General features: G+C 54.3%; 23 protein-coding genes and 2 pseudogenes. 12 read left to right on the top strand and 13 right to left on the bottom strand.

What is annotated here, in order from left to right:
- Positions 1–84 precede the first annotated feature (84 nt).
- Positions 85–627 carry a cytochrome b gene (locus ABTV29_RS14890; RefSeq protein ID WP_433771452.1) on the top strand — a complete coding sequence of 181 codons (543 nt, stop codon included), beginning with the start codon at positions 85–87 and terminating at the stop codon, positions 625–627.
- A 137-nt stretch (positions 628–764) separates the two neighbouring features.
- On the opposite strand, the gene ABTV29_RS14885 is transcribed toward ABTV29_RS14890, so the two are convergent.
- From ABTV29_RS14885 to ABTV29_RS14870, 4 genes are all read right to left on the bottom strand, one after another.
- Positions 765–1,010 (bottom strand): hypothetical protein, encoded by a 246-nt coding sequence (locus ABTV29_RS14885; protein ID WP_433771450.1) that lies wholly within the window; start codon positions 1,008–1,010, stop codon positions 765–767.
- A 1,505-nt stretch (positions 1,011–2,515) separates the two neighbouring features.
- Positions 2,516–2,956, bottom strand: coding sequence for a GFA family protein (locus ABTV29_RS14880; RefSeq protein WP_433771449.1), 441 nt, complete (start codon positions 2,954–2,956; stop codon positions 2,516–2,518).
- Positions 2,957–3,380: 424 nt separating this feature from the next.
- The gene (locus ABTV29_RS14875; protein WP_433771447.1) at positions 3,381–3,707 is read right to left on the bottom strand and encodes a hypothetical protein; all 327 of its coding nucleotides are present in this window, start codon (positions 3,705–3,707) and stop codon (positions 3,381–3,383) included.
- A gap of 56 nt (positions 3,708–3,763) precedes the next feature.
- Entirely contained in the window at positions 3,764–5,479 is a 1,716-nt protein-coding gene (locus ABTV29_RS14870; RefSeq protein ID WP_433771445.1) for a cyanophycinase, read from the bottom strand.
- A gap of 337 nt (positions 5,480–5,816) precedes the next feature.
- Here ABTV29_RS14870 and ABTV29_RS14865 point away from each other — a divergent pair, with 337 nt between their 5' ends.
- From ABTV29_RS14865 to ABTV29_RS14855, 3 genes are all read left to right on the top strand, one after another.
- Positions 5,817–6,593: an ABC transporter substrate-binding protein gene (locus tag ABTV29_RS14865; RefSeq protein WP_433771444.1), complete on the top strand. Its 777-nt coding sequence runs from the start codon at positions 5,817–5,819 to the stop codon at positions 6,591–6,593.
- Positions 6,594–6,651: 58 nt separating this feature from the next.
- A complete protein-coding gene (locus ABTV29_RS14860) occupies positions 6,652–7,764 on the top strand; it encodes a succinylglutamate desuccinylase/aspartoacylase family protein (protein ID WP_433771442.1) in 1,113 nt (370 codons plus the stop codon).
- A 70-nt stretch (positions 7,765–7,834) separates the two neighbouring features.
- A complete protein-coding gene (locus ABTV29_RS14855) occupies positions 7,835–8,761 on the top strand; it encodes a MurR/RpiR family transcriptional regulator (protein WP_433771441.1) in 927 nt (308 codons plus the stop codon).
- Positions 8,762–8,852: 91 nt separating this feature from the next.
- On the opposite strand, the gene ABTV29_RS14850 is transcribed toward ABTV29_RS14855, so the two are convergent.
- A complete protein-coding gene (locus tag ABTV29_RS14850) occupies positions 8,853–9,377 on the bottom strand; it encodes a DUF3833 domain-containing protein (protein ID WP_433771439.1) in 525 nt (174 codons plus the stop codon).
- Between the two features lie 19 nt (positions 9,378–9,396).
- Positions 9,397–9,942 (bottom strand): chalcone isomerase family protein, encoded by a 546-nt coding sequence (locus tag ABTV29_RS14845; protein WP_433771437.1) that lies wholly within the window; start codon positions 9,940–9,942, stop codon positions 9,397–9,399.
- Between the two features lie 188 nt (positions 9,943–10,130).
- On the opposite strand from ABTV29_RS14845, the gene ABTV29_RS14840 reads away from it, so the two are divergent.
- The 3 genes and pseudogenes from ABTV29_RS14840 to ABTV29_RS14830 all read left to right on the top strand — a co-directional run bounded on the left by ABTV29_RS14840 (position 10,131) and on the right by ABTV29_RS14830 (position 11,635).
- The gene (locus ABTV29_RS14840) at positions 10,131–10,454 is read left to right on the top strand and encodes a hypothetical protein (RefSeq protein ID WP_433771436.1); all 324 of its coding nucleotides are present in this window, start codon (positions 10,131–10,133) and stop codon (positions 10,452–10,454) included.
- Positions 10,447–10,554, top strand: a pseudogene (locus ABTV29_RS14835) (DUF1289 domain-containing protein); the annotation flags it as partial. The gene ABTV29_RS14840 and the pseudogene ABTV29_RS14835, both read left to right, overlap by 8 nt.
- 817 nt (positions 10,555–11,371) lie before the next feature.
- Positions 11,372–11,635, top strand: coding sequence for a hypothetical protein (locus ABTV29_RS14830; RefSeq protein WP_433771434.1), 264 nt, complete (start codon positions 11,372–11,374; stop codon positions 11,633–11,635).
- Positions 11,636–12,035: 400 nt separating this feature from the next.
- Here the strand turns inward: ABTV29_RS14830 and ABTV29_RS14825 are convergent, their stop codons facing one another.
- The 3 genes and pseudogenes from ABTV29_RS14825 to ABTV29_RS14815 all read right to left on the bottom strand — a co-directional run.
- Positions 12,036–12,461: an organic hydroperoxide resistance protein gene (locus ABTV29_RS14825; RefSeq protein WP_433771433.1), complete on the bottom strand. Its 426-nt coding sequence runs from the start codon at positions 12,459–12,461 to the stop codon at positions 12,036–12,038.
- Between the two features lie 34 nt (positions 12,462–12,495).
- Complete coding sequence (locus ABTV29_RS14820; RefSeq protein WP_433771431.1) at positions 12,496–13,422, bottom strand: enoyl-CoA hydratase/isomerase family protein; 927 nt, start codon at positions 13,420–13,422, stop codon at positions 12,496–12,498.
- A 242-nt stretch (positions 13,423–13,664) separates the two neighbouring features.
- Positions 13,665–13,805: pseudogene (locus ABTV29_RS14815) on the bottom strand (tyrosine/phenylalanine carboxypeptidase domain-containing protein); the annotation flags it as partial.
- Positions 13,806–13,971: 166 nt separating this feature from the next.
- On the opposite strand from ABTV29_RS14815, the gene ABTV29_RS14810 reads away from it, so the two are divergent.
- Entirely contained in the window at positions 13,972–15,456 is a 1,485-nt protein-coding gene (locus tag ABTV29_RS14810) for a CoA-acylating methylmalonate-semialdehyde dehydrogenase (RefSeq protein ID WP_433771429.1), read from the top strand.
- Positions 15,457–15,639: 183 nt separating this feature from the next.
- Here the strand turns inward: ABTV29_RS14810 and ABTV29_RS14805 are convergent, their stop codons facing one another.
- The 3 genes from ABTV29_RS14805 to ABTV29_RS14795 all read right to left on the bottom strand — a co-directional run bounded on the left by ABTV29_RS14805 (position 15,640) and on the right by ABTV29_RS14795 (position 17,909).
- Positions 15,640–16,572, bottom strand: a complete 933-nt coding sequence (locus ABTV29_RS14805) for an alpha/beta fold hydrolase (RefSeq protein ID WP_433771427.1) — start codon at positions 16,570–16,572, stop codon at positions 15,640–15,642.
- Between the two features lie 247 nt (positions 16,573–16,819).
- Entirely contained in the window at positions 16,820–17,395 is a 576-nt protein-coding gene (rclC, locus tag ABTV29_RS14800; protein ID WP_433771425.1) for a reactive chlorine resistance membrane protein RclC, read from the bottom strand.
- Positions 17,396–17,567: 172 nt separating this feature from the next.
- On the bottom strand, positions 17,568–17,909 hold the full coding sequence (locus ABTV29_RS14795; RefSeq protein ID WP_433771423.1) for a carboxymuconolactone decarboxylase family protein: 342 nt from the start codon (positions 17,907–17,909) through the stop codon (positions 17,568–17,570).
- 109 nt (positions 17,910–18,018) lie between these two features.
- On the opposite strand from ABTV29_RS14795, the gene ABTV29_RS14790 reads away from it, so the two are divergent.
- The 4 genes from ABTV29_RS14790 (at position 18,019) to ABTV29_RS14775 (ending at position 22,809) form a co-directional block, all read left to right on the top strand.
- On the top strand, positions 18,019–18,924 hold the full coding sequence (locus ABTV29_RS14790; RefSeq protein ID WP_433771422.1) for an AraC family transcriptional regulator: 906 nt from the start codon (positions 18,019–18,021) through the stop codon (positions 18,922–18,924).
- Between the two features lie 602 nt (positions 18,925–19,526).
- On the top strand, positions 19,527–20,303 hold the full coding sequence (locus ABTV29_RS14785; protein ID WP_433771420.1) for an alpha/beta fold hydrolase: 777 nt from the start codon (positions 19,527–19,529) through the stop codon (positions 20,301–20,303).
- A gap of 134 nt (positions 20,304–20,437) precedes the next feature.
- Entirely contained in the window at positions 20,438–20,977 is a 540-nt protein-coding gene (locus tag ABTV29_RS14780; protein WP_433771418.1) for a cytochrome P460 family protein, read from the top strand.
- 440 nt (positions 20,978–21,417) lie between these two features.
- Positions 21,418–22,809: an MFS transporter gene (locus tag ABTV29_RS14775; protein ID WP_433771416.1), complete on the top strand. Its 1,392-nt coding sequence runs from the start codon at positions 21,418–21,420 to the stop codon at positions 22,807–22,809.
- Positions 22,810–23,016: 207 nt separating this feature from the next.
- Here the strand turns inward: ABTV29_RS14775 and ABTV29_RS14770 are convergent, their stop codons facing one another.
- The gene (locus ABTV29_RS14770) at positions 23,017–23,796 is read right to left on the bottom strand and encodes an NAD(P)-dependent oxidoreductase (protein ID WP_433771414.1); all 780 of its coding nucleotides are present in this window, start codon (positions 23,794–23,796) and stop codon (positions 23,017–23,019) included.
- Between the last annotated feature and the right edge of the window lie 45 nt (positions 23,797–23,841).

Here is a 23,841-nt window from a genome sequence, read left to right as displayed (position 1 = left end):
TTGGCCCAAGGGTCTTCAGATTGCCTTAAGACTGGGGAGGCAGGGTGGCAACCCACTTGCAGCATCAACTTATCGAGGCCCACCATGACCCGTCACTCAACACCGCAGCGCTACACAAAACTGTCGATCACCCTGCACTGGCTAATGCTGGCGCTGTTTGTCGGTGTGTACGGTTGCATCGAAATCAAGGGGCTGCTGCCACGTGGCGGGCATTTGAGGACATTGTTTCTCGGGCTACACGGATTGTTCGGCCTGAGCATCTTTGCCCTCGTCTGGGTTCGTCTGCTCGGACGACTGGCACCGCGCCCCCCCATCACACCGGCATTACCCGCCTGGCAAGCTGGCGCGTCCCACCTGATCCATCTGCTGTTGTACGTGGTGATGATCGCCACGCCAGTGCTGGCCTGGCTGCTGCTATCAGCAGAAGGCAAACCCATGCCCTATTTCGGTTTTTTTCTACCTACGCCAATAGAGGTTGATCCGGCATTGACCAGGCAGTTTAAACACTGGCACGAATTGCTCGGCAATGCCGGCTACTGGTTGATCGCGGTGCATGCAGCGGCCGGGTTGTTTCACCATTATTGGGTCCGAGACAACACCTTGATCCGAATCCTGCCGAGACGGTAAATACCTATGACTTGATGGTGTGGCTGCTCACCGTCCTCAGAAGCGCTTTTGAGGATGAAGGCTCCTCGCAATGAGCAACAAACTTCGCAACGGTCTACGGATGTGAATCTAGTGCCTGCGAAAATGGAAGCTACTCATCAATCGGTCAATGGTCCGTTCACACTGGGCCCTCGCCCATCGAAAACAGGCATAGGATCAGTTTCAGGTGCATTTAGAAACGCTTCCCATGCCTCATAGGCCAGCTTCTGGCGATTGGTCGCTTCAATCCACGAGGCGCCTTCTAACTGACGTGCTGACACAAGCATCATCAAATGAGTGGTGGCGGCATCAAGCTCAAGCAATAGGTGGTGGGACTTAAAGCGATAATCATCTTGATTGATCATCGGAGAGGTACACCTATCATAGGCGTGGCTCGGAATTACGAGCCATTGTTCCTGTAGTTTGAGTGTGACACCGGTCTCAAGGTTACGTTAACTCACAAGACTACCGGTTGCGTCTCAGACCCACAGCCACTCGCCCAACGCCGTCTACCCCACCAAGTGAACCGCTACCGAAGCTATGACCAAATGAATCCAAGGTCGATAGCGTTTCTATAATTGCATCCCCTTTATACCCACCGCCCAGGGAAACTCTTCAGGGCTGGCTGACTTCCACTTATCAGCTTTCTAAAACTCACAAACTTAGGAGTTTTCGCTGTCAGTCCGCTTAGGGTCGCGACAAGAACCATTAAAAGTTGAAACAGAATCATCAGAAACTGAATCATCTCCAAGCCTTTGTGTCCTAGCACATCTAATTCTTCCAATTGTGAAAGGCAACTATCGAGCGATTAATTTAAAGAAGTCAGTCAAGATTTCAATTGAAGAAAAGTACGTACACAACGAGCGATGACGGAAAAATCCAGAAGGCGTTCGCCTATATCAGTCATCCAAAATAGTAAGAGATCCGATGCTGATATTCGATAATCAAAACCGACAAATTATTGCTCAAAACATGCGATATCCATCGGCAAGCGACCGTGTGTCCGCTGCCCGGAACGTAAGTGGAGCAGGGCTCTTTACTTCGATAAAAATTCTTTTTATTAAGAATGAAATTAGCCAGATATCTGACGCGAACGTTACAGTTCAGGATGGGCGTTCTGTGTTAAATATTTAATGTCCCGATGTCGGGCCCTATAAGGGTTTCCCGATGTGGCGCTGACCAGTCGCACTTCGAGGCGCACATCGAGCTTGGCGATACTCTTAGCTCCGCAGTTGGCATCGCTAAAGCATCGAGCGGCCCCTGCGAATCTGCCACCCCGATACAGCTTACTGAACATTCGATACTCCTGAAGGTTTCCATTGTTATGACTATAAACTTTTGGTTTGCGCAGCCTATCGCAATTACTGCCGACCTCACCTTCAGTGGTCATTAGAAAATAAAATGAAGTCATTAGATTTTAAAACGAGTGAGCATTCCTACTTGCTACAACAAGCTTCGAAAAGGCAAGTCGGAGGCAGCACTTTTGAGGAAAAAAGCAGAGCTTTGCCAGCAGGTCACCGAAATCGACTGAATGGATCTTAGATAGGCAGCAATCGGCTGTTATCTGCCGGTCGTCACGACGGCGTGTACAAATTAAGTTGAATGCAAACGGTTAGTTATCAAGGAATGAAACGATGAAAGCTCGTCCCAAAGTGTCCCAAACTCTCTACCTGGCAAGACTGGAATAATCCCATCCGCCCTTTAATGCATCGCAGCGCTTGTTGTTTTAGGCTCATGTGCCTGACGATATACGGTGCTTTTGCCCACGTTGGCACGAATCATCGAAAAGGATGCAAATCTTACACTGCAACATCCAGTTAACAGCATTACTCTAATCATCTTTAACCCTTGGTCATTGTACGGCCACTCTCTATCTAGCCTTCATCAAATCAGAAAAACTATCCGGATTTTTATTAAATTGCGGCGCGCCATCTTCAATTTTCAACCATTCATGTTTACTTCCTGTCCAGATATGAGCTTCAACGACTAAATTCTTACAATTGTTCAATGTTCCAGGCTTGATACTAAGCACGTCATTTTGCTCTGCCACTTTATGAAAAACACGCGTACCACAAACAGAGCAAAAGGAGCATGACATAAGACGGCTAGAGGGCATTTCACGGACCCACTCTTGAAGCTGTCCGCTAATAATTTTCACCTCCGGCTCTTTCACCCATAGTGCCATTCCGAAAGCACTTCCGGATTGGCGCTGACACTCGGTGCAATGGCATGCAAATACCGTAGCGGCAACGCCAACCACTTGATATTTAATATTTCCACACTGACATTGACCTTCGAATGTTTCCTTCACTTCGCAATCTCACATATATTATTTTTTCAATATTACTAATACCAGCAGCGAAACACTACTGAAATGGCTTTCCACCTAGCGGCGATTGATCGGACAGTTCAAGATATGGCTGATCGAGCTTTGCGGGCTGAAATGTAAATTTGGGCATCCATTGGCAAAAGGCGGGATCCAATGAAACCGATACTAATACGTGCACTTGTACCAACACGAAACCATAGCCCCTTACTCAGTCCGCACATCGGACAAACTATACTTTTAAAGCAATTATATTTTACCCATGTCGTTCTCATACGGTCTGCCACGCAACTAGGCGTCTGCCGCATACTTGACTGAGGATTTCAGCGAATACTTCGAGTATAAACAGCCACGACAGCGGCTAACATAACCCATAAAATTACAATTAGTATAAAAGACAAATCGAACATCATAGTTGCTTAGGCAAAAGTTCCAAAGGCCATTCGCCCTCACAACTGAATGCCTCCAAACACAAAGTCCGGTCGTCATCGGACCAGCAAACAAAAACGCCCCGTTGACTCAGCGAAGCATGATCAAATGTCCAGCATCGCTCCCTGACTTCATTGGCCCATCGCCCTTCCAGCGAACACTGAATGATCGAGTAAAAGCCCGCGTTGGTTTTCTCGCGCGCAATCACTCGAAACATTCGGTTATCACTCTTCGCAAAAGCCGAGCCTATTTCTTCACCAGCAAACAGGTTAGAGAGCGCGATAATCTCAATTTGGTCGAGAGGCATCAGAATCAGTTCATTTAGTCAGCACGCATGAGCTGCACAGGCGCATAAGACCGACTTCAAGATTTGCCTCCAAGGTCGTAAGCACGAGCGATCAGTTCGGCCACTTCATCACGACGTACGGTCGACGCTTTACTCGACTCAGGCGCCACCGTTGCGACGCGACTTTGACCCACCAAAACCTTGGCGGCTTCAAGCCACTCTTCCCGGGTGACTGGCTTATTCGCTTCAAACGCCGGTCCACTTTTCATCCAGCCATTGGAAACCACAATCTCGGCTTGATCAAACAAAGGGGAATCCGCTGACAGATCAGTGAAGGCAGTTCGATTGTCGACCTTTATCTCACCGGCCAACGTCATCTGCAACGTGTTAGCCAGCTCCCCTCGGGTAATGGCACGGGCCGGCTCAAAGGCATTGGCCTCGTTGCAAGTCATCAGCCCGCGGAAGACCACGGCCCGCACCGCCTCGGATGTTTGATTGGCAGGGATGTCAGCAGGCAGGCTTTTTTGCGCAGGTCTTAATCTCGCGTCAACCGGCGTAACGTCCAGAATCACGCCCTGTGCGGTGTAGTTGGTCAATGAGTCATAAGTCTTGCTGTGTGCAACAAAACCTGGGGCCTTGGTGAAATCAAACCGGTACCCGTAATGGTACCCATTGGCAGGATTGTACCGGGTCATCAATCCCGTCTGACGACTAGCGGTATTGTCCGCCAGACCATACAGCACCGCCCGGCGCATCGCCGCCACTGCCGATAGGTCTGTAATCAGCTGGTTACCCACCAGATACTCATCGCCCGGCTTGATGACCTCCTTGCCTTCAGCCGGTATGACTGCATTTGTCGAAAGGTTGTAATGATCGCCGTTGCCCAGCATCGCGAGCTGCACGTTATGCAGTTCAGTGCCGTAGACGCCGAACTGCTTGGTCGCATGGCTGGCATCCATCACCGTCAAATAACCTTCGCCAATGACCTCGATCTGACCGTCAGGCTTTACCCACATGGCGGTGTTGGTATCCAACCCGAAACCCTTGTCACCCGGGTTGCCTGCCAGATAACTGGCCATGCGCGCGGTTCGCCCGGTACTGGTCTCTTCGAGCTGATCCAGGTGCTGATCGATTATCCCGGCCTTGAACAAGCCAGAGCCTTTGAGCAATGCCGCACCACGCTGCCCGGCTGACTTCGCTACACCGAAGTCCAGCGTGTCCATGACAACCCCATAAGCCGTCGGCATCTGTGCGCCGAGAATACTCGCCCCCGCGCTCGTGCCACCGATGACTCCGCCCTGCTCATACACTTTGCGCACGGCTTGCATCGCCAGCGAATCACTCCCATCGGCGTTGAACAATGCTTTGGCAATTCGCGCTTGATCGCCGCCCACAAACCATATGGCGCTTGCCTCAGTGATCGGTTTGACAGCCTCGGGATCATTCATGGTTTGCGCGTAGTTTTTGCTGTCAATTGACGCAATCGTGACGTGAGAAGCCGGCACACCCAACGCCACCAGCTCGGCTTGGAATCGCTTACTTGAACCCAGGCTGCCACTGGCGGTGGGGAAAATTACAATCCTCGCCGCACCAGACCCGCCCGCCAGATCCACGAATTTGTGATACACGGGCAAATTGCTGGCTCTCAGCATGCCCCCTACCGCCAGTAAATGGCCATCCGCGAGCACCGACGTCGCTGAAGAAGCGATAGCCAACGCGACCAACACCCTGCCCTTTCTCACTTTGCTCATCCGCATTTGCTCTTTTTGTGGGGAGAACATCACTGGCTTCACAGCCGATCCTGACGGCGTCGATCTGAAAATTTTTCTATCAGACTCACTCCAAGTGAAAGCTTATACGCCGCATATTTTGACTGATCAAGACCTCTGATCTGAGCTAAAAAATTCGAATTCTCGTAAAAATTAAATTTTTACCGTTATTTTTCAATAAGTTAAACGATAGTCGTAAATGACTTTTCGCCTAGCCACATTGGATTAATAATTTTCTTATTTTACATTCAGTGAAAATAATCGTTTCATTGATGGCGTGACGAATCCCGATCCCAAGCAAACGCCATACGCGCTCGTCGACCCGTTCCTCTCTCTGATACCCGCTATAAGGAGTAATAAAATGAAAACAATCACGCTTCTCGGCGCCGTGGCGCTAACCGCCATGAGCGCATTCGCGACGGCAGAAGAACAGACACTGCGCATCGGTATCGAAGCGGCCTATCCACCCTTCGCATCCAAGACAGCAGACGGCGCAATCACCGGTTTCGACTACGACATCGGCAATGCGCTGTGCGAGAAAATGGCGGTCAAATGTGTATGGACTGAACAGCAGTTCGACGGATTGATCCCGTCGCTCAAGGTACGCAAGATCGATGCGATCCTCTCCTCCATGTCGATCACCCCCGATCGGCTTAAATCGGTCGACTTCAGCAAAAGGTACTACCACACCCCGGGTAAGCTGGCGATGAAGGCCGGTACCGTCGTCAACGACCCGCTGGTTGACCTCAAAGGCAAGCGGGTGGGTGTTCAGCGTGCCTCTACCTACGATCGCTATGCCAGTGACAAATTCGCCGCGGCAGGTATTGAAGTCGTGCGCTATGGCTCCCAGGGTGAAGCGTTTCTTGACCTGGCGTCTGGACGACTGGACGCCACCCTTGCCGACATCGTCAATATTGATGAAGGCTTCATCAAAACCGACGCAGGCAAGGGTTTCGCGTTGGTAGGCCCGGACTTCACCGATAGCAAATACTTCGGCAATGGCGCGGGTATTGCGGTACGCAAAGGCGATTCCGCCACTGCTGAAAAACTCAATGCCGCCATCGACGCCGTTCGCGCAGACGGTACTTACCAAAAGATTCAGAGCAAGTACTTCAACTACGACATCTACGGCGGCTGATCACTTGCGCAGGAGTCGTGTTTTAGCGACTCCTGCTTGCCTTCTTCAGGAACTTTTCATGCAACACATTGAGCACTTGCTGCCCTGGGGCAGCCCGGGTATCGAACGACGTCTGTCGGTTTTCCGTTTTGGTAGCGGTCCTCGCAAAGCCTACATTCAGGCCTCGCTGCACGCGGATGAATTGCCAGGCATGCGCGTAGCGGTCGAGCTGAAAAAGCGTCTGCGCGAGCTGGAGCAAGAAGGTCGGCTGAACGCGACGATTGAACTGGTTCCGGTGGCCAATCCCATCGGGTTGTCACAGATGTTTCAAGCCACTCATCAGGGTCGATTCGACTTTGCCAGCGGCAAGAATTTCAATCGGGATTTCCCGTCACTCGGCGACCCCGTGGCTGCCCGGGTGACCGGACGCCTGAACGGAAAGGCCAAGGAAAATGTGGCGGTCATTAGAGCAGCCATGCACGAAGTGCTAAACGAGCTGCCCCCAGCGAACTCGACGCTTGAAGGGTTGCAACGCCTTTTACTGACTCACGCCTGTGATGCGGATGTGGTGCTCGATCTGCATTGCGACTTTGAGTCCATTCTTCTGCTTTACAGCCTGCCACAGCTTTGGGACTCACTCGAGCCATTGGCAAACCGCCTCGGCGCCGGCGCGGCTTTACTGGCCGAAGCGGCCGGTGGCGATTCCTTTGACGAAGCGTGCTCCACCCCTTGGCTCCAGTTGGCCAAGCAATTTCCAGACGCATCCATTCCGATGGCTTGCATGGCGACGACGATAGAACTGGGGGGTATGGCAGACACCGGTCACCTCGCTGCCCAAGCTCATGCAGAAGCCATTCTGGCGTACCTGGGTGACCTGAAGATGATCAGCGGCGACTGGCCAAAAATGCCACCCTCGTACTGTGAAGCCACGCCTTTTGCAGGCGCGCAGTATGCATATGCACCACACGCCGGTGTCATTTCATTCCTGGAACCACTAGGTGCGCGGGTAAATAAAGGTGACGCGCTATTTGAAGTCTTCGATCCAATCACTGACCGTCATACACGCGTTTGTGCTACCACCAACGGCGTGCTCTATGCCCGTGAGCGCCTGCGGTTTGCTCAGCCCGGCCTTTGGCTGGCCAAGGTCACCGGCAGCGACCCCATTCGTCACGGGCGCCTCTTGACCGATTGAGGCAACACCTCCCGTGAATCCGCTCGCTTCAGATACACTGGGGCAACTGATCGACAGGCCGGCTCACCCTATGCTCCAACCTCCTCGCAATGCCACCGTATATGCAGCCCCCATCATGCGCAACCTCGCCGAGGCCGCACCGGATTTACAACCTTCACTGCGTAAGGTGGCTGACTTTATCCTGCGTCATCCACTCAAGGCAGCGACTCTGACCATCGAAGAACTGGCCCAAGAGTCACTGACATCCCCGGCAGCGGTCAATCGGCTTGCGCGCGCCATCGGACTTAAGGGCTACACGCAATTGAAGGTCGAACTGGTTGCGACCTTGCAAGACATGGTTTCGCCTGTCGACAAATTGCGCAATGAGATGGCCCATCGGCCCTCGGGCGAATTCGGTTTGACCGAACAACTTCAAATCGCAACCAGCAATCTGAGCACGACCAACACCAACAACCCCTCAGAGGTGTTCGAGGCTTTTGTCAGTGCCCTGATTCAAGCACGCAAGATTTATATCCTGGGTTTTGGTAACAGCGCCTACATGGCGGGACTTGCTGCCTCCAACCTGATTCCCTTCATTGCTGATGCCCAGGCTATCAGCATGGAAGGTGGCAACGAGAACGCAGCCTATCGATTGGCGTCCATCACACCCGCCGACGTTCTTCTGGCGATCTCGCTGCCACGTTACTCCCAGGACACGCTGCAATTAGCGAGATTCGCCAAAGAATGCGGAGCATCGGTGCTAGCCATCACCGACACTCCAGCATCGCCTTTGGCCAACATCGCCCATCACACACTGTTCGCGGCGGCAAACCATCCCGTACTGATCAGCTCAAACTCGGCTGTTTTAGCATTGATCGAGGGGCTGGTTGCCGCTGTAATGACGCAAAATAAGGAAGCAGTAAGGCTTTCTGCCGAGCTGACTGAAAGTGTACTTTCATATCTGCATGTTTCAGCTAGCAACAAGACCAAAACCAAAAAGCGACCGCTTGCCCGCTGAGGCACACTTGGGCTAGGCGCTAGGTGATTCTGCTAAAGGACAATATTGATGCCGGCGTTGCAGTTGATGGCTTGACAGCATTGCCGATGACTCAGGGTTGCTTACGGAAGAACAAGGTGATCTGCCCAACCTCTACCCCGAACTTGGTCATAAACGAACGATTGATCATGGTGTTCTTGTCCATAAGGTACATCCAGTCGTCTAGTTGAACCTGGTACACCTTGCCATCCACCGGAAGGCTCAGCACATACTTCCAGCGCAGTGTATTACCTGCCATCTCACCACTCGCCTCGCCCACCACGTCACCAGCGGTTCCGCGCCAATGGCTAGGGCCAGTGGGGGTTAGCGTCCACACCCGTTTTTGCTTAGTACCATCACTGTACGTAAATGATTCGTCGAGGATCAGCCTGCTGCCTTCGGAGTGCCCATTGATCACTACGTGAAAGCGCTTGGTTACTTCGCCTGAACGCTTTTGAAACATTCCCCAGGCTTCGACCCGGCCCTCGAAGAACTCGCGCAACTCAAGCGTCGGCGTCTCCTGGCTGTAGGTGTGCACATCCACCCGACTGCAACTCACAAGGCCAATGCAAAGTAGAATTATCCAGACCTTAAACATGTGCATTTCCTCAACGGCCTCAGGGTTTAGCTGCGCCCAGCAATTGGGCGCGCAACTCTGGATTGCGAGTGCGGGGGTCAAACCAGATGGCAAAAAAGGCTTTGGCGAACGCCTCGTCCCTCACCACATGCTGTAGGTTCTCGCCGACGTAAAAACGCACGCCCTCTCCAGGCTTATAGACTCCGGTGATGCGGTCACCTGCGCGCACATCGACAAACGCTTGCTGCATTTCCCACTCCCAGCGAGCCATCCTCCTTGAGTTCAGTGAGTTGGACGACAGGCGACGAATTTCCTTGATGCTGGCCTCGACCAGATCATCGCGACTAACAGCGCGATTGTAGGTCAGCTCCAGCGCAAAAGGCACATCCGCACCAAGCGGCTGACCGACAATCAGGCTCGGGCTCCAGAATTGCGCGCTATAGATCGAGAAACCGAATACACGCATATCCCCGCTACCCAACAGGCGAGCATCGGGTAAAACCTCACGCCAATCAGCAAATAGTTCTGCACTCTGAAGCATCAGAACAAGACAGATAACGCGGCAGCTTAGGCGGTCCGTAAGCATAGTCCTGCAAAGACCTCGATAGAACTCAAAGAACGTTTTTAAAAGTCATACCAAGTTATTATTTTGTACAGCTAACAAACTAAACTGGATTTATTAAGACGAAACGGAAGCCTACACCTTGCGAACCGCTGGGGATTGTCAACCTGTCCGCGATTCACGATGAGGCTAGAAGTTGTCGAACCTCGGCGATGATTACCACCTTCACCAAAGCGTGCGAAAAAGCAAAAGGTGAAATCACAGGCTTTTCTTCGCTCACCCGCACCGCTGACCTAAACGCGTTGGCTGTAACCCTGAAGGTAACTTGGGTTTTCGAAACTCTAGCTGACAGAAAGCTCGCCCAGGTTGACGCGAAGGCTCGCATATTTGAGCCGACGGCCATCGCATTGAATGAGACCTCCATCGACCTGAACTTTTCAGGTCGCAAATTCAGCCTTGACTCTGAGGAAGAATGCCAGCGCATTCATGGTGGCAGTTGGCAAAGCGTCTGGCTAAAGGTTATTGACGATGGCTAAAGAAATCGAAAATTCCTGCATCTCGGTGTGTCAACTGAGGGGTGATCTGTGTATGAGTTATGGGCGGAGCAAGGGAGACATCAGAAAGTGGAAACGCATGTAACGGCCTGAAAAAATGGCCGCGGTGCTAAGAGCGAATGTGCGCTTGAAAGGGCTGAAGTAGGCACAGGGAAAATCGCTGGCCCTAGATGACCGCTTTGGGTCGGCTTCTGCCCTTGGCGACTGGCAGTGATCGGCCAAAAGGGGCCGTTCGAGAGCACCTTTCAACGCAAATTCTGCTTATCTCCGCGCGACGACTGATCTGGGCCGATTGGTTATCTCACCAGCCATTCCACAAGAATTAGGGTCATAACCAAACCTAGGGTAATGATCCCAATTCCGAAGGTGATTCCAAGCAATAGAGGATGGTTCCACAAGGCTTCAATCTCCGGTTTCGATCACTCAACGAATGTTGAGTGCGAGCAGCGCGGCAAAAACCAAGCCAGCAGTGGGATGGCCACTTCTGCACGGCAGGCGCCTGTTACCTACTGGAGATTCCCCGGCACGGGGGTGTTTTCCTTACGGTGGTGACTTCCCGGATAAGGGTGTCGGCTACAAGGAAAAGCATGGGGATGAGTTCGCCTCACCAGCCACCTCAGGGTCGAACTGATTGGGCATGGAGACTAGCGAGGCGGACATGTAAATTTTAGCTCAAGCCCTTATGTCTCGCACGCGGCTTACGATTTCACACCCCCATCTACTGATCAGCCTGCTTGCTCCCCCTCGATTTCGTTGGGGACCTACCCCTACGGTCGGCTTTGGATGAATTGGATTTCATTCTGTTAAGCGGACCCAGAGGATCTTCGTCGGCTGGCGTGATTCGTGGTAGTGGTGTATTGGTTTTTTTTGCATGCATAAGGCGGATAAAGGAGCAGCATGTGGCCACTGATTTTACCCAAGGTCGCTACAACGTTTATTCAGGCCGGGGGCCGATGACTGAACTGATTGGGCGTATTGATGAGGATGAGTTCGTGCGCACCATCTCTGGTACGTTGCTCTTCCGAATCGATGGTGGGAATGTTTACACCGCAGACGCAAGGGCGAAGTACATTGGCAATATTGTAGTGACAGAAAGTGGTCTGGCCTTGGTTGTCGATCCTGCGCACGTCGCTTTGCTGGCAATCGTGCCCGAGACAGGATGAGGTTCAGCTTGGCGCGCAGTCGATTACGGTGAGGCGGCCAACCTCCGTTCCCGAAGGTTGCGCGCGCTTTATTCGCGGGATTACGCTGTGACCCGCATGGATTCCATCTGGCTCGCCATTGAGCCGATTGAATAAAGGAAAGTTTTACCCCGAGCTTTCGACTCGGCTGAAAGATGGATCTGGATACTGAGTAACTTCAGGCCTCGGTGTTTGGGCTACCTTGCCTACACGTTGGGGCAGGCGGTGCAATTGTATATCTCCGCATCAGGAGACAGGTTTAAGTCACTGAGTGTCTAAAGTCGACTCCCGATGCAGACACGCAACGCCCCGTTTGCTCGGGACGTTGCGCTTTCAAACAGTTGCCTAATCAGCAGCTAAGTCTGCAAAGCATAAACCTGCCTTAAATCAACTTAACTTCAACCTCCACATGCCCACGTGTCATCCGCGAATACGGACAGATCCCATGAGCAGCTTCAAGTAGTTGCCGCTGCGTCGCTTCGTCCAGGCCCGGCATGCTGACATTAAGTCTTACTGCCAACTGAAAGTCGACGCCACCGTTGGTCTTGCCTAAATCTACCTCGGCATCCACCGCAGTTGCCTCCGGTAGCTTCACTTTCATCTTGCCAGCAGCCACCTGTATTGCACCTATGAAACAGGCCGAATAACCAAGGGCGAACAATTGTTCTGGGTTAGTACCCGGTTTACCTGAACCGGGTGAGCTAAAGTTTACTTCAAGCTCACCGTCACTCGACCTGCCGCTACCCGTGCGGCCTCCACTGGTATGGGTTTTAGCGGTGTACAGAACACTTTCCAGAGCAGTACTCATGACTGTGACTCCTGTAGAAATATGGGCGCCAGGATCATTTCGACTCCTCACCCAAGGTGCCGGTGTAGTGCGCTAACCGTTTCTCGACGTCGGCCTTTTTCTGCAACCCAAGCTCCATAAGTTGCTTGATGCGGGCCTGCGCCGCTGGGCGTTTTACGGATCCGATGAAGCCATCCCATTCGGCAGCAATGGCCTCATTCGGCGGTAGGCTGGCAGCGTCGACCAGACGCTTGATGTCAGCAATTGACTGCTTGTCGAACCGGGCTATGCGACGGGCCATGGTGTCGACGAACTTGTCGAGTTCCGCGTCGGGCAGTGCACGGTTGACATAGCCATACTGCTCGGCGAGTTCGCCGTTGATGTCATTGCCGGTTAGAAGCACTTCCAATGCGCGGCCACGTCCCATAAGCCTAGGCAGTCGGGCCATGGGGCCGCCCCCTGGCACGAGTGCGGCGCCGATTTCCCATTGCGAGAGGATGGCTTTCTCACGGCTCGCAAAGCGCATATCGCTGGCCAGAGCCAGTTCGCTACCAACGCCCGTCGCACGACCACGAATTGATACGATTGATACCACCGGGGACTTGCTCAACCGCACCAACATATCTGGCAACGGCGGCAGGCCGGTCGGGCCGTTGGGCAGACTGGTGGTGTCAGTCAGTGGGGGGACGAAGTCATAGTGGGTGAGGAAGAAATCCGGTACGTCGCTGTCGAAGACTACGACCACCAGCTTTGGATCGGACTCGATGGCAGTGACCACCTCGTTCAACTGAGGCATGGTTTCGGGGCCATAGATGTTGTAAGGCGGGTTGTGGAACGTGACCCGCCAGTATTCGGGCGTGACCCGCGTTAGCTTGATTTCCTGCTTGACCGCTCCGGTAGTTGAGGTCTCACCAGCGAACGCCGCACCCGTCATCGTCATACTGGCGATAACAAGTGCAGCCGAGAGCAACTGAAGTCTCATAACGCACCTCCAGAGGATTACCTTATGTCATGCGGATCCCCGTTTGAGCACTCAGTACGGCCTGCTAACTAATCGGAGTGTGCATAAAAATCACTCACCGTTGCTCGATTCCTTCGCGGGTAGACACATGAACGTGGGTTTCAAATCGGAACATGTCGCCTTTCGTCGATAGATCCGAGCATTAAAGCCTAGCAGTGCTCCGCCGTATGGCCACGGGAATGAAACAAAGAGAGGACTCATCTAAAGAGTAGCTTCAAGGTAATGCCTTCCTGAGTCTGGTTCCTGCATGGCGCTCCCAAACCCAGGCGTTTGAGGTTGGGCTGGAGCGCGCCATTTCGTGCGGTAGTGACATACACGAAGGCCTCGTGATGCAATAACTGGTTCTAGTCCAGTTCTAGGACAAAAGTCCGAGAAAGCAGGGCTGCACCTTTCGACGGTTAACGCGCCAACTCCCTTGCCAAACGCCGGTTCGAGCGCATAGTGACTAGCCTAATCATGGATCACAGCATGTTGCTGCTAGTACAGGACCCTAGCTTTTGGGAGAGCCGTATGAGCCAGGCACATCAAGGCTCGGTGCGCCAGCTGAGTCATTTCATCAATGGTCAACACACCACAGGCGCGAGCGGGCAGTTTTTCGACGTATTGGACCCGGCGCAAGCCCGGGTGACGGGCCGTCTGCCGGTCGCCAATGGAGTCGAAGTCGACGCAGCAGTCGCCGCTGCCAAAGCCGCGCTATCCGCCTGGAGCGAAACCCCGCCGCTCAAGCGCGCGCGTTTGATGTTCAAGTTCAAGGAACTGCTGGAGGCCCATAGCGATGAACTCGCCGAACTCATCACCCGCGACCACGGCAAGCTGTTTGAAGACTCAAAGGGTGAGGTGGTACGGGGGATCGAAATCGTCGAATTCGCCTGCGGCATTCCAAACCTGCTCAAGACCGATTTCACCGATCAGAGCGGCCCCGGCATCGACGCCTGGAACCTGCGTCAACCGGTGGGCGTGGCCGTGGGCGTCACGCCCTTCAACTTTCCGATGGTGGTGCCGTGCTGGATGTTTGTGATGGCGGCCGCGACCGGCAACACCTTCATCCTCAAGCCTTCGGAGCGAACCGCGTCGCCATCGATCCGGCTGGCCGAGCTGTTCATCGAGGCGGGCTTTCCCAAAGGCGTGTTCAATGTGGTGCATGGCAGCAAGGCCACCGTCGATGCCCTGATGCAGCATCCCGATGTGGCCGCGGTATCGGCCGTCGCCTCCACGCAGGTGGCCGAATACATCTACAGCGAAAGCGCGAAATACGGCAAGCGCGTGCAAGCATTGGGCAGTGCGAAGAACCATCTGGTGGTCTTGCCCGACGCCAATCTCGATAAAACCGTCGATGCGATCATCAACTCCTCCTATGGCTCGGCCGGCGAGCGTTGCATGGCGACATCCGTGGTGGTGGCGGTTGGGAGCATTGCTGATGAGTTGGTCGAGCGTCTCGTGCCACGCGTGCGCTCGCTGAAGATGGGCGGCGGCATGGAGCCCGGCCTGGACATGGGGCCCCTGATCAGCGCCGCGCATCGTACCAAGGTATTGGGCTATATCGAGGCGGGCGTCACGGCAGGGGCCAACCTGCTCGTCGACGGTCGCGGCCAAACCGTGGCCGGCCACGAAGAGGGCTTCTTTCTTGGCGGCTCGCTGTTTGACCACGTTACGTCGCAGATGAGCATCTACCGGGAAGAGATTTTCGGACCGGTACTTTGCGTTGTTCGAGTGCCCGATCTGGCCAGCGCCATCGCCCTGGTCAACGCCCACGAACTGGGTAACTGCGTATCGCTGTACACCTCTGACGGCTGCGCGGCGCGCACCTTCACCCGGCAGATTCGGATCGGCATGGTCGGCATCAACATTCCCAGCCCGGTGCCCTCGGCATGGCATTCGTTCGGGGGCTGGAAGCGCTCGATGTTTGGTGATCATCACGCCTACGGCGAGGAAGCCGTGCGCTTTTACACGCGTTACAAGAGCGTGATCGAGCACTGGCCGGACAGCATTGCCTGAGCTGCGCCAGGAGCGAGCTTGCTCGCGGAAAATCAAAAGGCGCCGTCGGGCACCTGGTTTGCTTGCTTGAAAGAAAGACCCTGTTTCCTGGGCAATGAAGACCTTGCAGTGGGCTAGTCATACGATGCGGCCACTTTGAGCATTTAGGGCCCGCCCGGGTATCATCCGGGCGGGCGTTTTTCGTTACGGCTTGCTCAGGAACTGACGTGTCATGGCTGCGACCTCGTCCAGCCGGGTATCCATCACAAAATGACCGCCGTCGAGGATATTGATCTGCACGTCGGGCAAGTCTCGGTGGAATGCTTCAGCACCGGCGACAGTGAAGGCCAGGTCATGCTTGCCCCAGACAACCAGGGTGGGCAGGTGATGTTCACGAAGCCATTGCTGCCAGCTCGGGTAGGCGTCCAGGTTCGTGCGGTAGTCATAGATCAACGCCATCTGAATGGCCCCTTCACCCGGACGATTGAGGAACGCGACTTCGTCTTGCCAGAGGTCGGGGTTGTACGCCGAGACATCCGGGTCACTGCCGATGTGGCGCTGCCGGGTGACCTCAATGGACAGATGCGCCGCCTGGAACTTGGCCTCATAGGCATTACGGTCGGCCCAGTAGGCCTTGCGACTCTCCCATATTTTGCCCAAGCCGTCGGCGTAGACGTTGCCATTCTGGAACACCATGGACGTCACCGCCTGCGGCCTCGCCATCGCCACACGCATACCGACGGGGGCACCGTAATCCTGCATGAACAGACTATATTGCTTGAGGCCGACCGTATCGGTGAAGTGCTCGATCAACGTGGCGAGGTGATCGAACGTATAGACAAACTGGTCCGGTGCGGGCGCATCGCTATTGCCAAATCCGGGGTAGTCCGGTGCAATCAGGTGGAAGCGGTTGCCCAGTTGCCGCATCAGGCCGTCATACATGCGTGATGAGCTGGGTACACCATGCAGTAGCAGCACTGCCGGGGCATTAACGTCTCCGATTTCTCGATAGGCGATGTTCACGCCATCGACCATCACTTGCCGATACATCATTTTCGGCATTTGCGCTTGAGCATGGCCAAAGCCAAACATGAGCGGCAATGCCAACAGCATCAGGTATTTGAACAGGGACATCATCGGTACTCCAGCGTCGTGCAGAGTCGCTCTGCCGAGAGGTTCAAGTCAGCGCGCGGTCTCGCGTTCACGTGAATACTCGACACATTGGCAACCGAGCGGAATGACTACCTGTGACAATGCGGTATTTCACCGAGTGAAAGAATGATGCTCAATACGGGGCGCGGACAATGGGGGACATTTCCCGCTTGGCCGCCCTACCCCACAACGTGGGCTATAGGACGGCATGTGTTGCGTAACTATCTGACGATCAAACGCGACGTTCGCGGAGTAATTGCCGAGCGGAGTCCGCCATCACAGGCAGGGAACCCGCGAACATCAGCACGTCCTTGAGGACCAGGCGACCGCCACCGGACAGGTACGGGAAACCGTGTTGAGCGTCACCAAGCGCACCCACCCAGGCTTCGGGCGTGGTGATCAGAAAGCTCAGCGTCACCAGTGGCGTGCCGAAGGCCAATGCACCGCCGAGCAACCCGGTGCGGCGTGAGATCGGGTTGGACAGCACCAACAGGCCAATCAGGATTTCCACAATGCCCAACCCGCTCGAGAAGCCGTAAGTGTTGTTGGCGGTCTGCCAGGCGCGCTTATCGGCGTTCAGTTCACCTTCATGGGTCAGGTGAGCCTTGTACTCTTGCGGGTGCTCATAGAAGAAGGACATGAACGGGCTATTGGCGACAAACGGCGTGATGCTGTCGGCCTCGTAGGGTACGAACTTGAGCGCGCCAATCCAAAGGAAAACAACGCCGATTGCCAGTCGCATGAGCGTTGCGCCAAAGGTGTCCAGTTTGCTGATGAATCTTAACCAGTTGCTAAATGATGTGAGCATGAGACTTCTCCGATAAATGAATGTGGAGTCAGTCTGCGGTGATCTCGAATGCCACTTTTGTGCGTCTTGCTCAAGTTATTGCTTGATCGTCTCAAGGTGCCCTGAAGGTTTTGAGGGCGCAAAAAAGCCTCGACACTTTGCAGTGACGAGGCTTGGGTAAACGCGTGTCGTACTAGTTTTTCAATGTGTCATACGCTTCAAGCGTGCGCAGCGAATAGATGTATGCAGCGCCAGCGTTCATCGATATAGCGGTCGCCAGCGTCGCGGCTACCTCTTCGCGGCTCGCGCCGGCCTTGATCGCAGCATTTGGGTGGGCAGCGATACACCCGTCGCAGCGAGTCGTGACGGCAACGGCGATCGAGATCAACTCCCGTGTCTTGACGTCCAGTACATCGTTTTCGGCGGCGGCTTCACCGAGTGCCATGTAAGCCTTGACCATCTTGGGATTGCTCTTGCCCAGCGAGCCGAAGGCTTTCTGGATGGTGGGCAACAATTCGGACCAGTTACTGAACATTGCATTAACTCCTAAGCGGGTTGGTGTACTGTCTCAACACGCTCAGTTTTCCCTTATGACGAGATTCGGGTTTGTTCAATCCACTCAGTTTTTTCTGCGAAGCTCTCATATGAACGCAATCGACAAACTCATCAGCTTGGCCAACGTTCGGGGGAGCCTGGATCTGCGTTGTCAGTTTCAAGGTGATTGGGCCCGAAATCATGAGCAGGAGGTCCTAGGCAAGGCGCCCTATCACATTGTGATGGAGGGAGCCTGCCGGGTGGAGTTCCCGGACGGTCAACGCCTCCCCATGCGCGCCGGTGACATTTTGCTGCTGCCCAGGGGCGCCCCCCATGTCATGCACAGCCTTGGAAAAACGGTTCATCCAACCGCCCCGACACTCGTCTCGGGTGGAGTTTTGCCTACCTATCGCATTGGCAGTGTCAGCACGGACCTGGACATGCTGTGCGGTGGGTTTCACTACAATAGGGCATCGATGTTGTTCGCCGCTCTACCTGAGTATCTGGTGATTCCCAGCGGCGCCCTACCGGACAATGCGCCGTTAGCGGCACTGGTCGAGCTGTTGCGCAGCGAAGCGGACGGCGATCAGGTGGGTGCCAGATTTTTGCTCGATGCGTTGTCTCAGGCGTTGTTCACTTTGATCCTGCGCGCGCACCTGACCAGCCACGGTCAAGACAGCGGCACGCTTGCCTTATTGAGTGATAAACGTTTGGGCCGCGCCTGGCAGGCGATGTTGGCCGACCCTTCATACGAGTGGACCATAGAGGGCCTGGCCGAAACCGCGAGTATGTCTCGCGCCACCTTCATGCGGGCTTTCGCCAAGGTGGCCGGCGTTTCGCCGTGGGTGTTGCTTACACAGGTCCGAATGGAATTAGCCTTCAGCCTGTTGAGTCACTCGCACTTGGGGTTGAACGATATTGCGGCCCAGGTCGGGTATCAATCGCAGGCGGCGTTCAGCAAGAAATTCAAGGAGATTTACGGTGAGGCACCGGGACGGGTGCGGCGCGGAATTTAGTTGCCCCGACCGATCCTTTGGCCGGAGAGCCCCCCTCGCTCTGATCCTTCCAGCAGATGAACGCTGGATTGTAAAAGCTGGTCATTCCGGAGTGTTATCCACATGTGGAACATGGCCCGTCGACGCGGATAGCGGGGCGAACATCCATAAATGCCCTACCCCTTTCTTTCCAGGTCGTTGCGAAAGCTAACGCCCGCTGGTGATGCGTCCGCTGCCAGGGGCGCCACTAAACGCAGTTGCGTGCTCCCCAATTGAATGCTCAACACTTCCATGCCAGCGGCTGCCAATGACTGTGGAACACCCCATATGGTCCATGCCAATCATTCTGCTAAGCCCCATCAATGTGCTTGGCAAGGCCAACGCAGCAGATCGGCCATTTCAGTGAGTGAAACAGTCGATTGTAGTTTCTGGTCGTTCTCACATGTTTGATTCAAGCAGACCATGACCCTCGCAGGTAATCGATTTGCAGCAGGTCGTAGAGGCGAGCGCCCTAAACGTTCCACAGTAGCTGTGCCTCCCTTCCCAAGAGAGGCATAGGCGGCTCTGCACCCGTTTCAAATTGACCTCTCTGCCTCAATCCTCTTCACATACAGGAACACTCGATGAACAAGTTATTCGCAGGTCTGGCCCTGGCGACGGCGATGGTCAGTGCGACCGTAGCGTTCGCTGCTCCGGTCAAACCGACCGTGGTGTTGGTGCACGGTGCCTTTGCCGATTCCAGCAGTTGGAAGGGTGTGGTCAAGATTCTGGAAAAGGACGGCTATCCGGTGATCTCAGCCTCCAACCCGCTTCGCTCGCTCAAGGGTGACGCACAGTCAGTCGCTGATGTGCTGGCAAGCATCAAGACCCCCATCGTCTTGGTTGGTCACTCTTATGGCGGTCCAGTCATTAGCGAAGCTGCCTACGGAAATGCCAACGTCAAAGCCCTGGTGTACGTCGCCGGTATTGCACCAGATGCAGGTGAATCCACTGCCGACCTGGCTGGCCGCTTCCCAGGCAACACCCTGGGTCCAACTCTAGCACCGCCGGTTGAATTGGCCGACGGCGGCAAGGACCTCTACATCCAACAGGACAAGTTTCACGACCAGTTCGCTGCGGACGTGTCGAAAACCGACGCCAAAGTGATGGCTGCGACCCAACGCCCTGTGACCGTAGCCGCGCTCAATGAAAAGTCGAGCGAGCCCGCGTGGAAAACCATCCCTTCGTGGTTCGTTTACGGCGACAAGGACAAAAACATCCCGGCGCAAGCCCAAGTGTTCATGGCTGAACGTGCGCACGCCAAAAAGACCGTTGTGGTCAAAGGCGCGTCCCATGTCGTGATGGTGTCAAATCCGAAGGTCGTCGCCAGCCTTATTGAAACGGCTGCCACCGCCAAATGACGACTGCTCGCAACCGTCAGTGGAGCGGTCGCGGCATTCGATCTACCGCATCTGGCCGCAAGGCCGGATGCTCTTGCGGACCCTCGACAATGTAGTCGACAAAACCGCGTACATTCATCGTTGGAGAATTCGTGATGACTTCAAAATTGCTTGTTCTAACCGCAACGGTCAGTTTTCTTTGTGGGCTAATTTTTTCAGTTGCTGCATCCGCTGATTCAACCCCCGGCCCAGTCGCAGAAGGATCTCCAGTGTTTGGCGTAACACTCCCGCCGGGCTACCGAAATTGGCAGTTTGTCAGCATTGCTCATGAAGAAGGTGACAAGCCTGACATCCGAGTAATTCTGGGAAATGATGTCGCCATGAAAGCGTTCCGGGATGGGACTCTTCCGTTTCCAGATGGCACGATCATCGCTCGACTCGCTTACAAGTATGAGTCTTCCGCTCAAAACAATGCCGCCTTTGGACGGGAACAGTCGTTCATCGCTGGGGAGCCCACAAACGTCCAGATTGAAGTCAAAGACTCTAAGCGTTACGCCAGTACGGGCGGATGGGGCTACGGGCAGTTTGAAAAAGGCAAGCCCAATCCCAGTGAACAGATCATCAATGGCTGCTTCGCTTGCCATAAGAAATTGCCCCCAGCGACGGACCTGATCTTCACAAAATACTCCGAGTAACTGACCGTCTCAGGTACTCGGCCTCGTATGGATGGCCAAATAGAAGATCGGCAAAACTCCTACCTTCAGCAAGCTGAAGACTTACCCAAGGGGCCTGATGTCTTCGACTCGCGCGAGGGCTTTCTGCCGCCAAGCTCTGCATTGCTCCAGGACAGAGGAGTTCTTCTAATGATTGTGCTGATGAATTGTCCTCCTCATCGAAGGAGGACAAGGGTGGATCAGTCACATTGCATGATGGTCCTACCTATCCGCTATCAGGTGCCTCGCAGTGAACATGATCACGCGCTTTTTATCTATAGGAACGGCTTATACGAAGGATTACATATCGGTCTTGGACGCTATCAAGCAAGCGGCAGAAGATTGCTTCACACCTAAGCACCCCGAGCAATGCCCGCCAAGCAAACTTGATAGAACCACCTCCTCTACATCTAGGAGCCAGCATGTCCAGACAAACAATAATGGATTCGAAGACCAACATTTCTCAGCTAGATGGTTTGCCTGAAAACGCCCGCCGCCTCGCTATATTTTCTCTAGCGATCGGTGTCGCCATGGCGTCACTCGACACAGCAATAGCCAATGTCGCTTTACCTGCAATAGCCACTCAATTACAGACAACACCTGCGTCATCGGTTTGGATCATCAACGTCTATCAGTTAGCGATGGTCGCAACGCTGCTTCCATTCGCTGCATTGGGTGAAATCATCTCCTACCGGCGGGTTCTACTTTTCGGACTGTTTTTATTCACATTGGCATCACTTGCCTGTGCTCTGGCCTGGTCGCTACCTTCACTGGTTATAGCTCGACTGCTACAAGGAATTGGGGCTAGCGCCGTTATGGGTGTGAATACAGCCATGCTGAAAGCCATCTACCCGACGCGCATGCTAGGACGTGGTTATGGGACCAACGCTTTGGTGGTTGCGGTCGCTTTTGCAGTCGGGCCGACCATGTCATCCCTTATTTTGTCAGTCGCCAGTTGGCCATGGTTATTCGCAATCAACGTTCCGCTTGGGTTGGTCGCACTTTTCCTGGGGCGCAAGGTATTGCCTGATACCCGCAGGGCGAGCCACAAGTTGGATGGTCTGACAGCCCTATACAACATAGTCGCGTTCAGCTTTTTGATTTTGTTATTCGGTGATGCTGCCCACCAAGAAAAATTCACTACCCTCGCATTGGAATTGTCCGCAACAGTCTTGTTCTTCGCACTGCTCTTGAATCGGCAGGCGGACCATAAGGCGCCGATGCTGCCGGTTGATCTGCTGCGTCGGCCCATGTTTGCGCTTTCTGTCATGACGTCCGTATGCACCTTCGCAGCACAAGGACTGGCGTTCGTAGCCCTGCCGTTTTATTTCTTCACTACGCTTGGAAAATCCCCGGTAGAGGCTGGTTTTCTAATGACGCCATGGGCTGTCATGGTAGCGATAATGGCCCCAATTGCCGGCCGCTTGAGTGATCACTATTCTCCCGGCGCATTAGGCGGAATCGGCCTTTCAATACTGGCGGTTGGATTGGTAGCTCTAGTACTTATGCCTGATGACCCGTCGACTTTGGATATTAGCTGGCGCATGGCTATGTCAGGCATTGGGTTTGGTTTTTTCCAAGCTCCTAACCTCAAAGGTTTTATGGGTAGCGCGCCACCGACACGTGCCGGCAGTGCAAGCGGAATGGTTGCTACGTCAAGATTGGTTGGACAGGCAATTGGTGCGGCGCTGGTTGCTTATTGCTTCATGTTATCGAGCGAGCATGGAGCAACGTTCGCGTTATGGGGAGCCGCTGGATTCGCAGCGACAGCAAGCATTGCAAGTTATGCCCGAGTCGTTGCTGTGCGAACTTGAAATCGCGAAGGCCAGCATACTTTAATGACCGCTCAGCAGATTGCTCCCTCATAGGCACTAATCGGCCAGAAGCGGGCATTCGCCAACAACCTGCACACTTGCGATGCCCGGGTGCCCAGCACGCTAGGTTCAGGGCACCCGAGCAGCCGGGCAGCCCCTCCTTGTTTACGCCAGCTGAAATCGATATGAGTTTCTGATTAGCAGGCTTCAGACGGCGAGCTGTCCTACCAGCTCCACTAATCCATCAGCACCTGCAAGGCAGCGGTCACGCATGTCTTGGGGATTCAAACCAGCGTCAAGAATAGCGTCGGCAAAATGCTCTATGTCTTTGCGCATAAGTCCCTGAAGATGCGGTGCAATATCTGCGGTGATCTCGTTATTGATCGCTCGCAAAACTGTGCTCGAACCGCTGCTCACAGCAATGACCTCATGCAGCTGTACCAAGTCCATACATACGGATTCACCCAAGCTGAAGACGTCTACTGCGTTTTTCAGATTGGACATGGTCAAGGCGTTATTCAGAAGCTTCGCCATCTGGCCGGCGCCTGAAGGGCCTAGCAGAGAGACTTTCCGGGAGAAAGTCTCGAAGACTGCACGCATTTGGGAGAAGGCCTGCGACTCGCCACCTACCATAGTGGTCAACGTACGGGCCTGCGCGCCTGGTCTTCCTCCGCTTACAGGAGCATCAAGGTACGTGATTCCCTGCTGTTGAAGCTCAGCAGCTAGACGGCGACTTTCTCTCGGATCGCCGGTGCCATGGTTTACAAGAACGGCGCCGGCCTTAAGCCCATCCCGTAGCCCGCTATCGAGAAGGCTTACGATATCCTTGTCGTCAGTGAGGCAGAGACAGACAACATCGCAACTCTCGGCAAGCGTCTGTACCGTTTTTTCAACAATGTGAGGCGCCCCTGCTATGGCTTCCAATGATTGGGGACGGCGAGCCCAAATGTGCAGCTCAAATCCTGACTCCGCGATTGCTTGAGCCATGGGACCACCTTGGTCACCGAGCCCGATGAAGCCTACCTTCAAGGT

Origin of the sequence: Pseudomonas putida, from assembly GCF_050989985.1 — a bacterium.
GTDB classification, from domain to species: domain Bacteria; phylum Pseudomonadota; class Gammaproteobacteria; order Pseudomonadales; family Pseudomonadaceae; genus Aquipseudomonas; species Aquipseudomonas putida_AI.
This window is presented reverse-complemented; position numbering and strand designations above follow the sequence as displayed.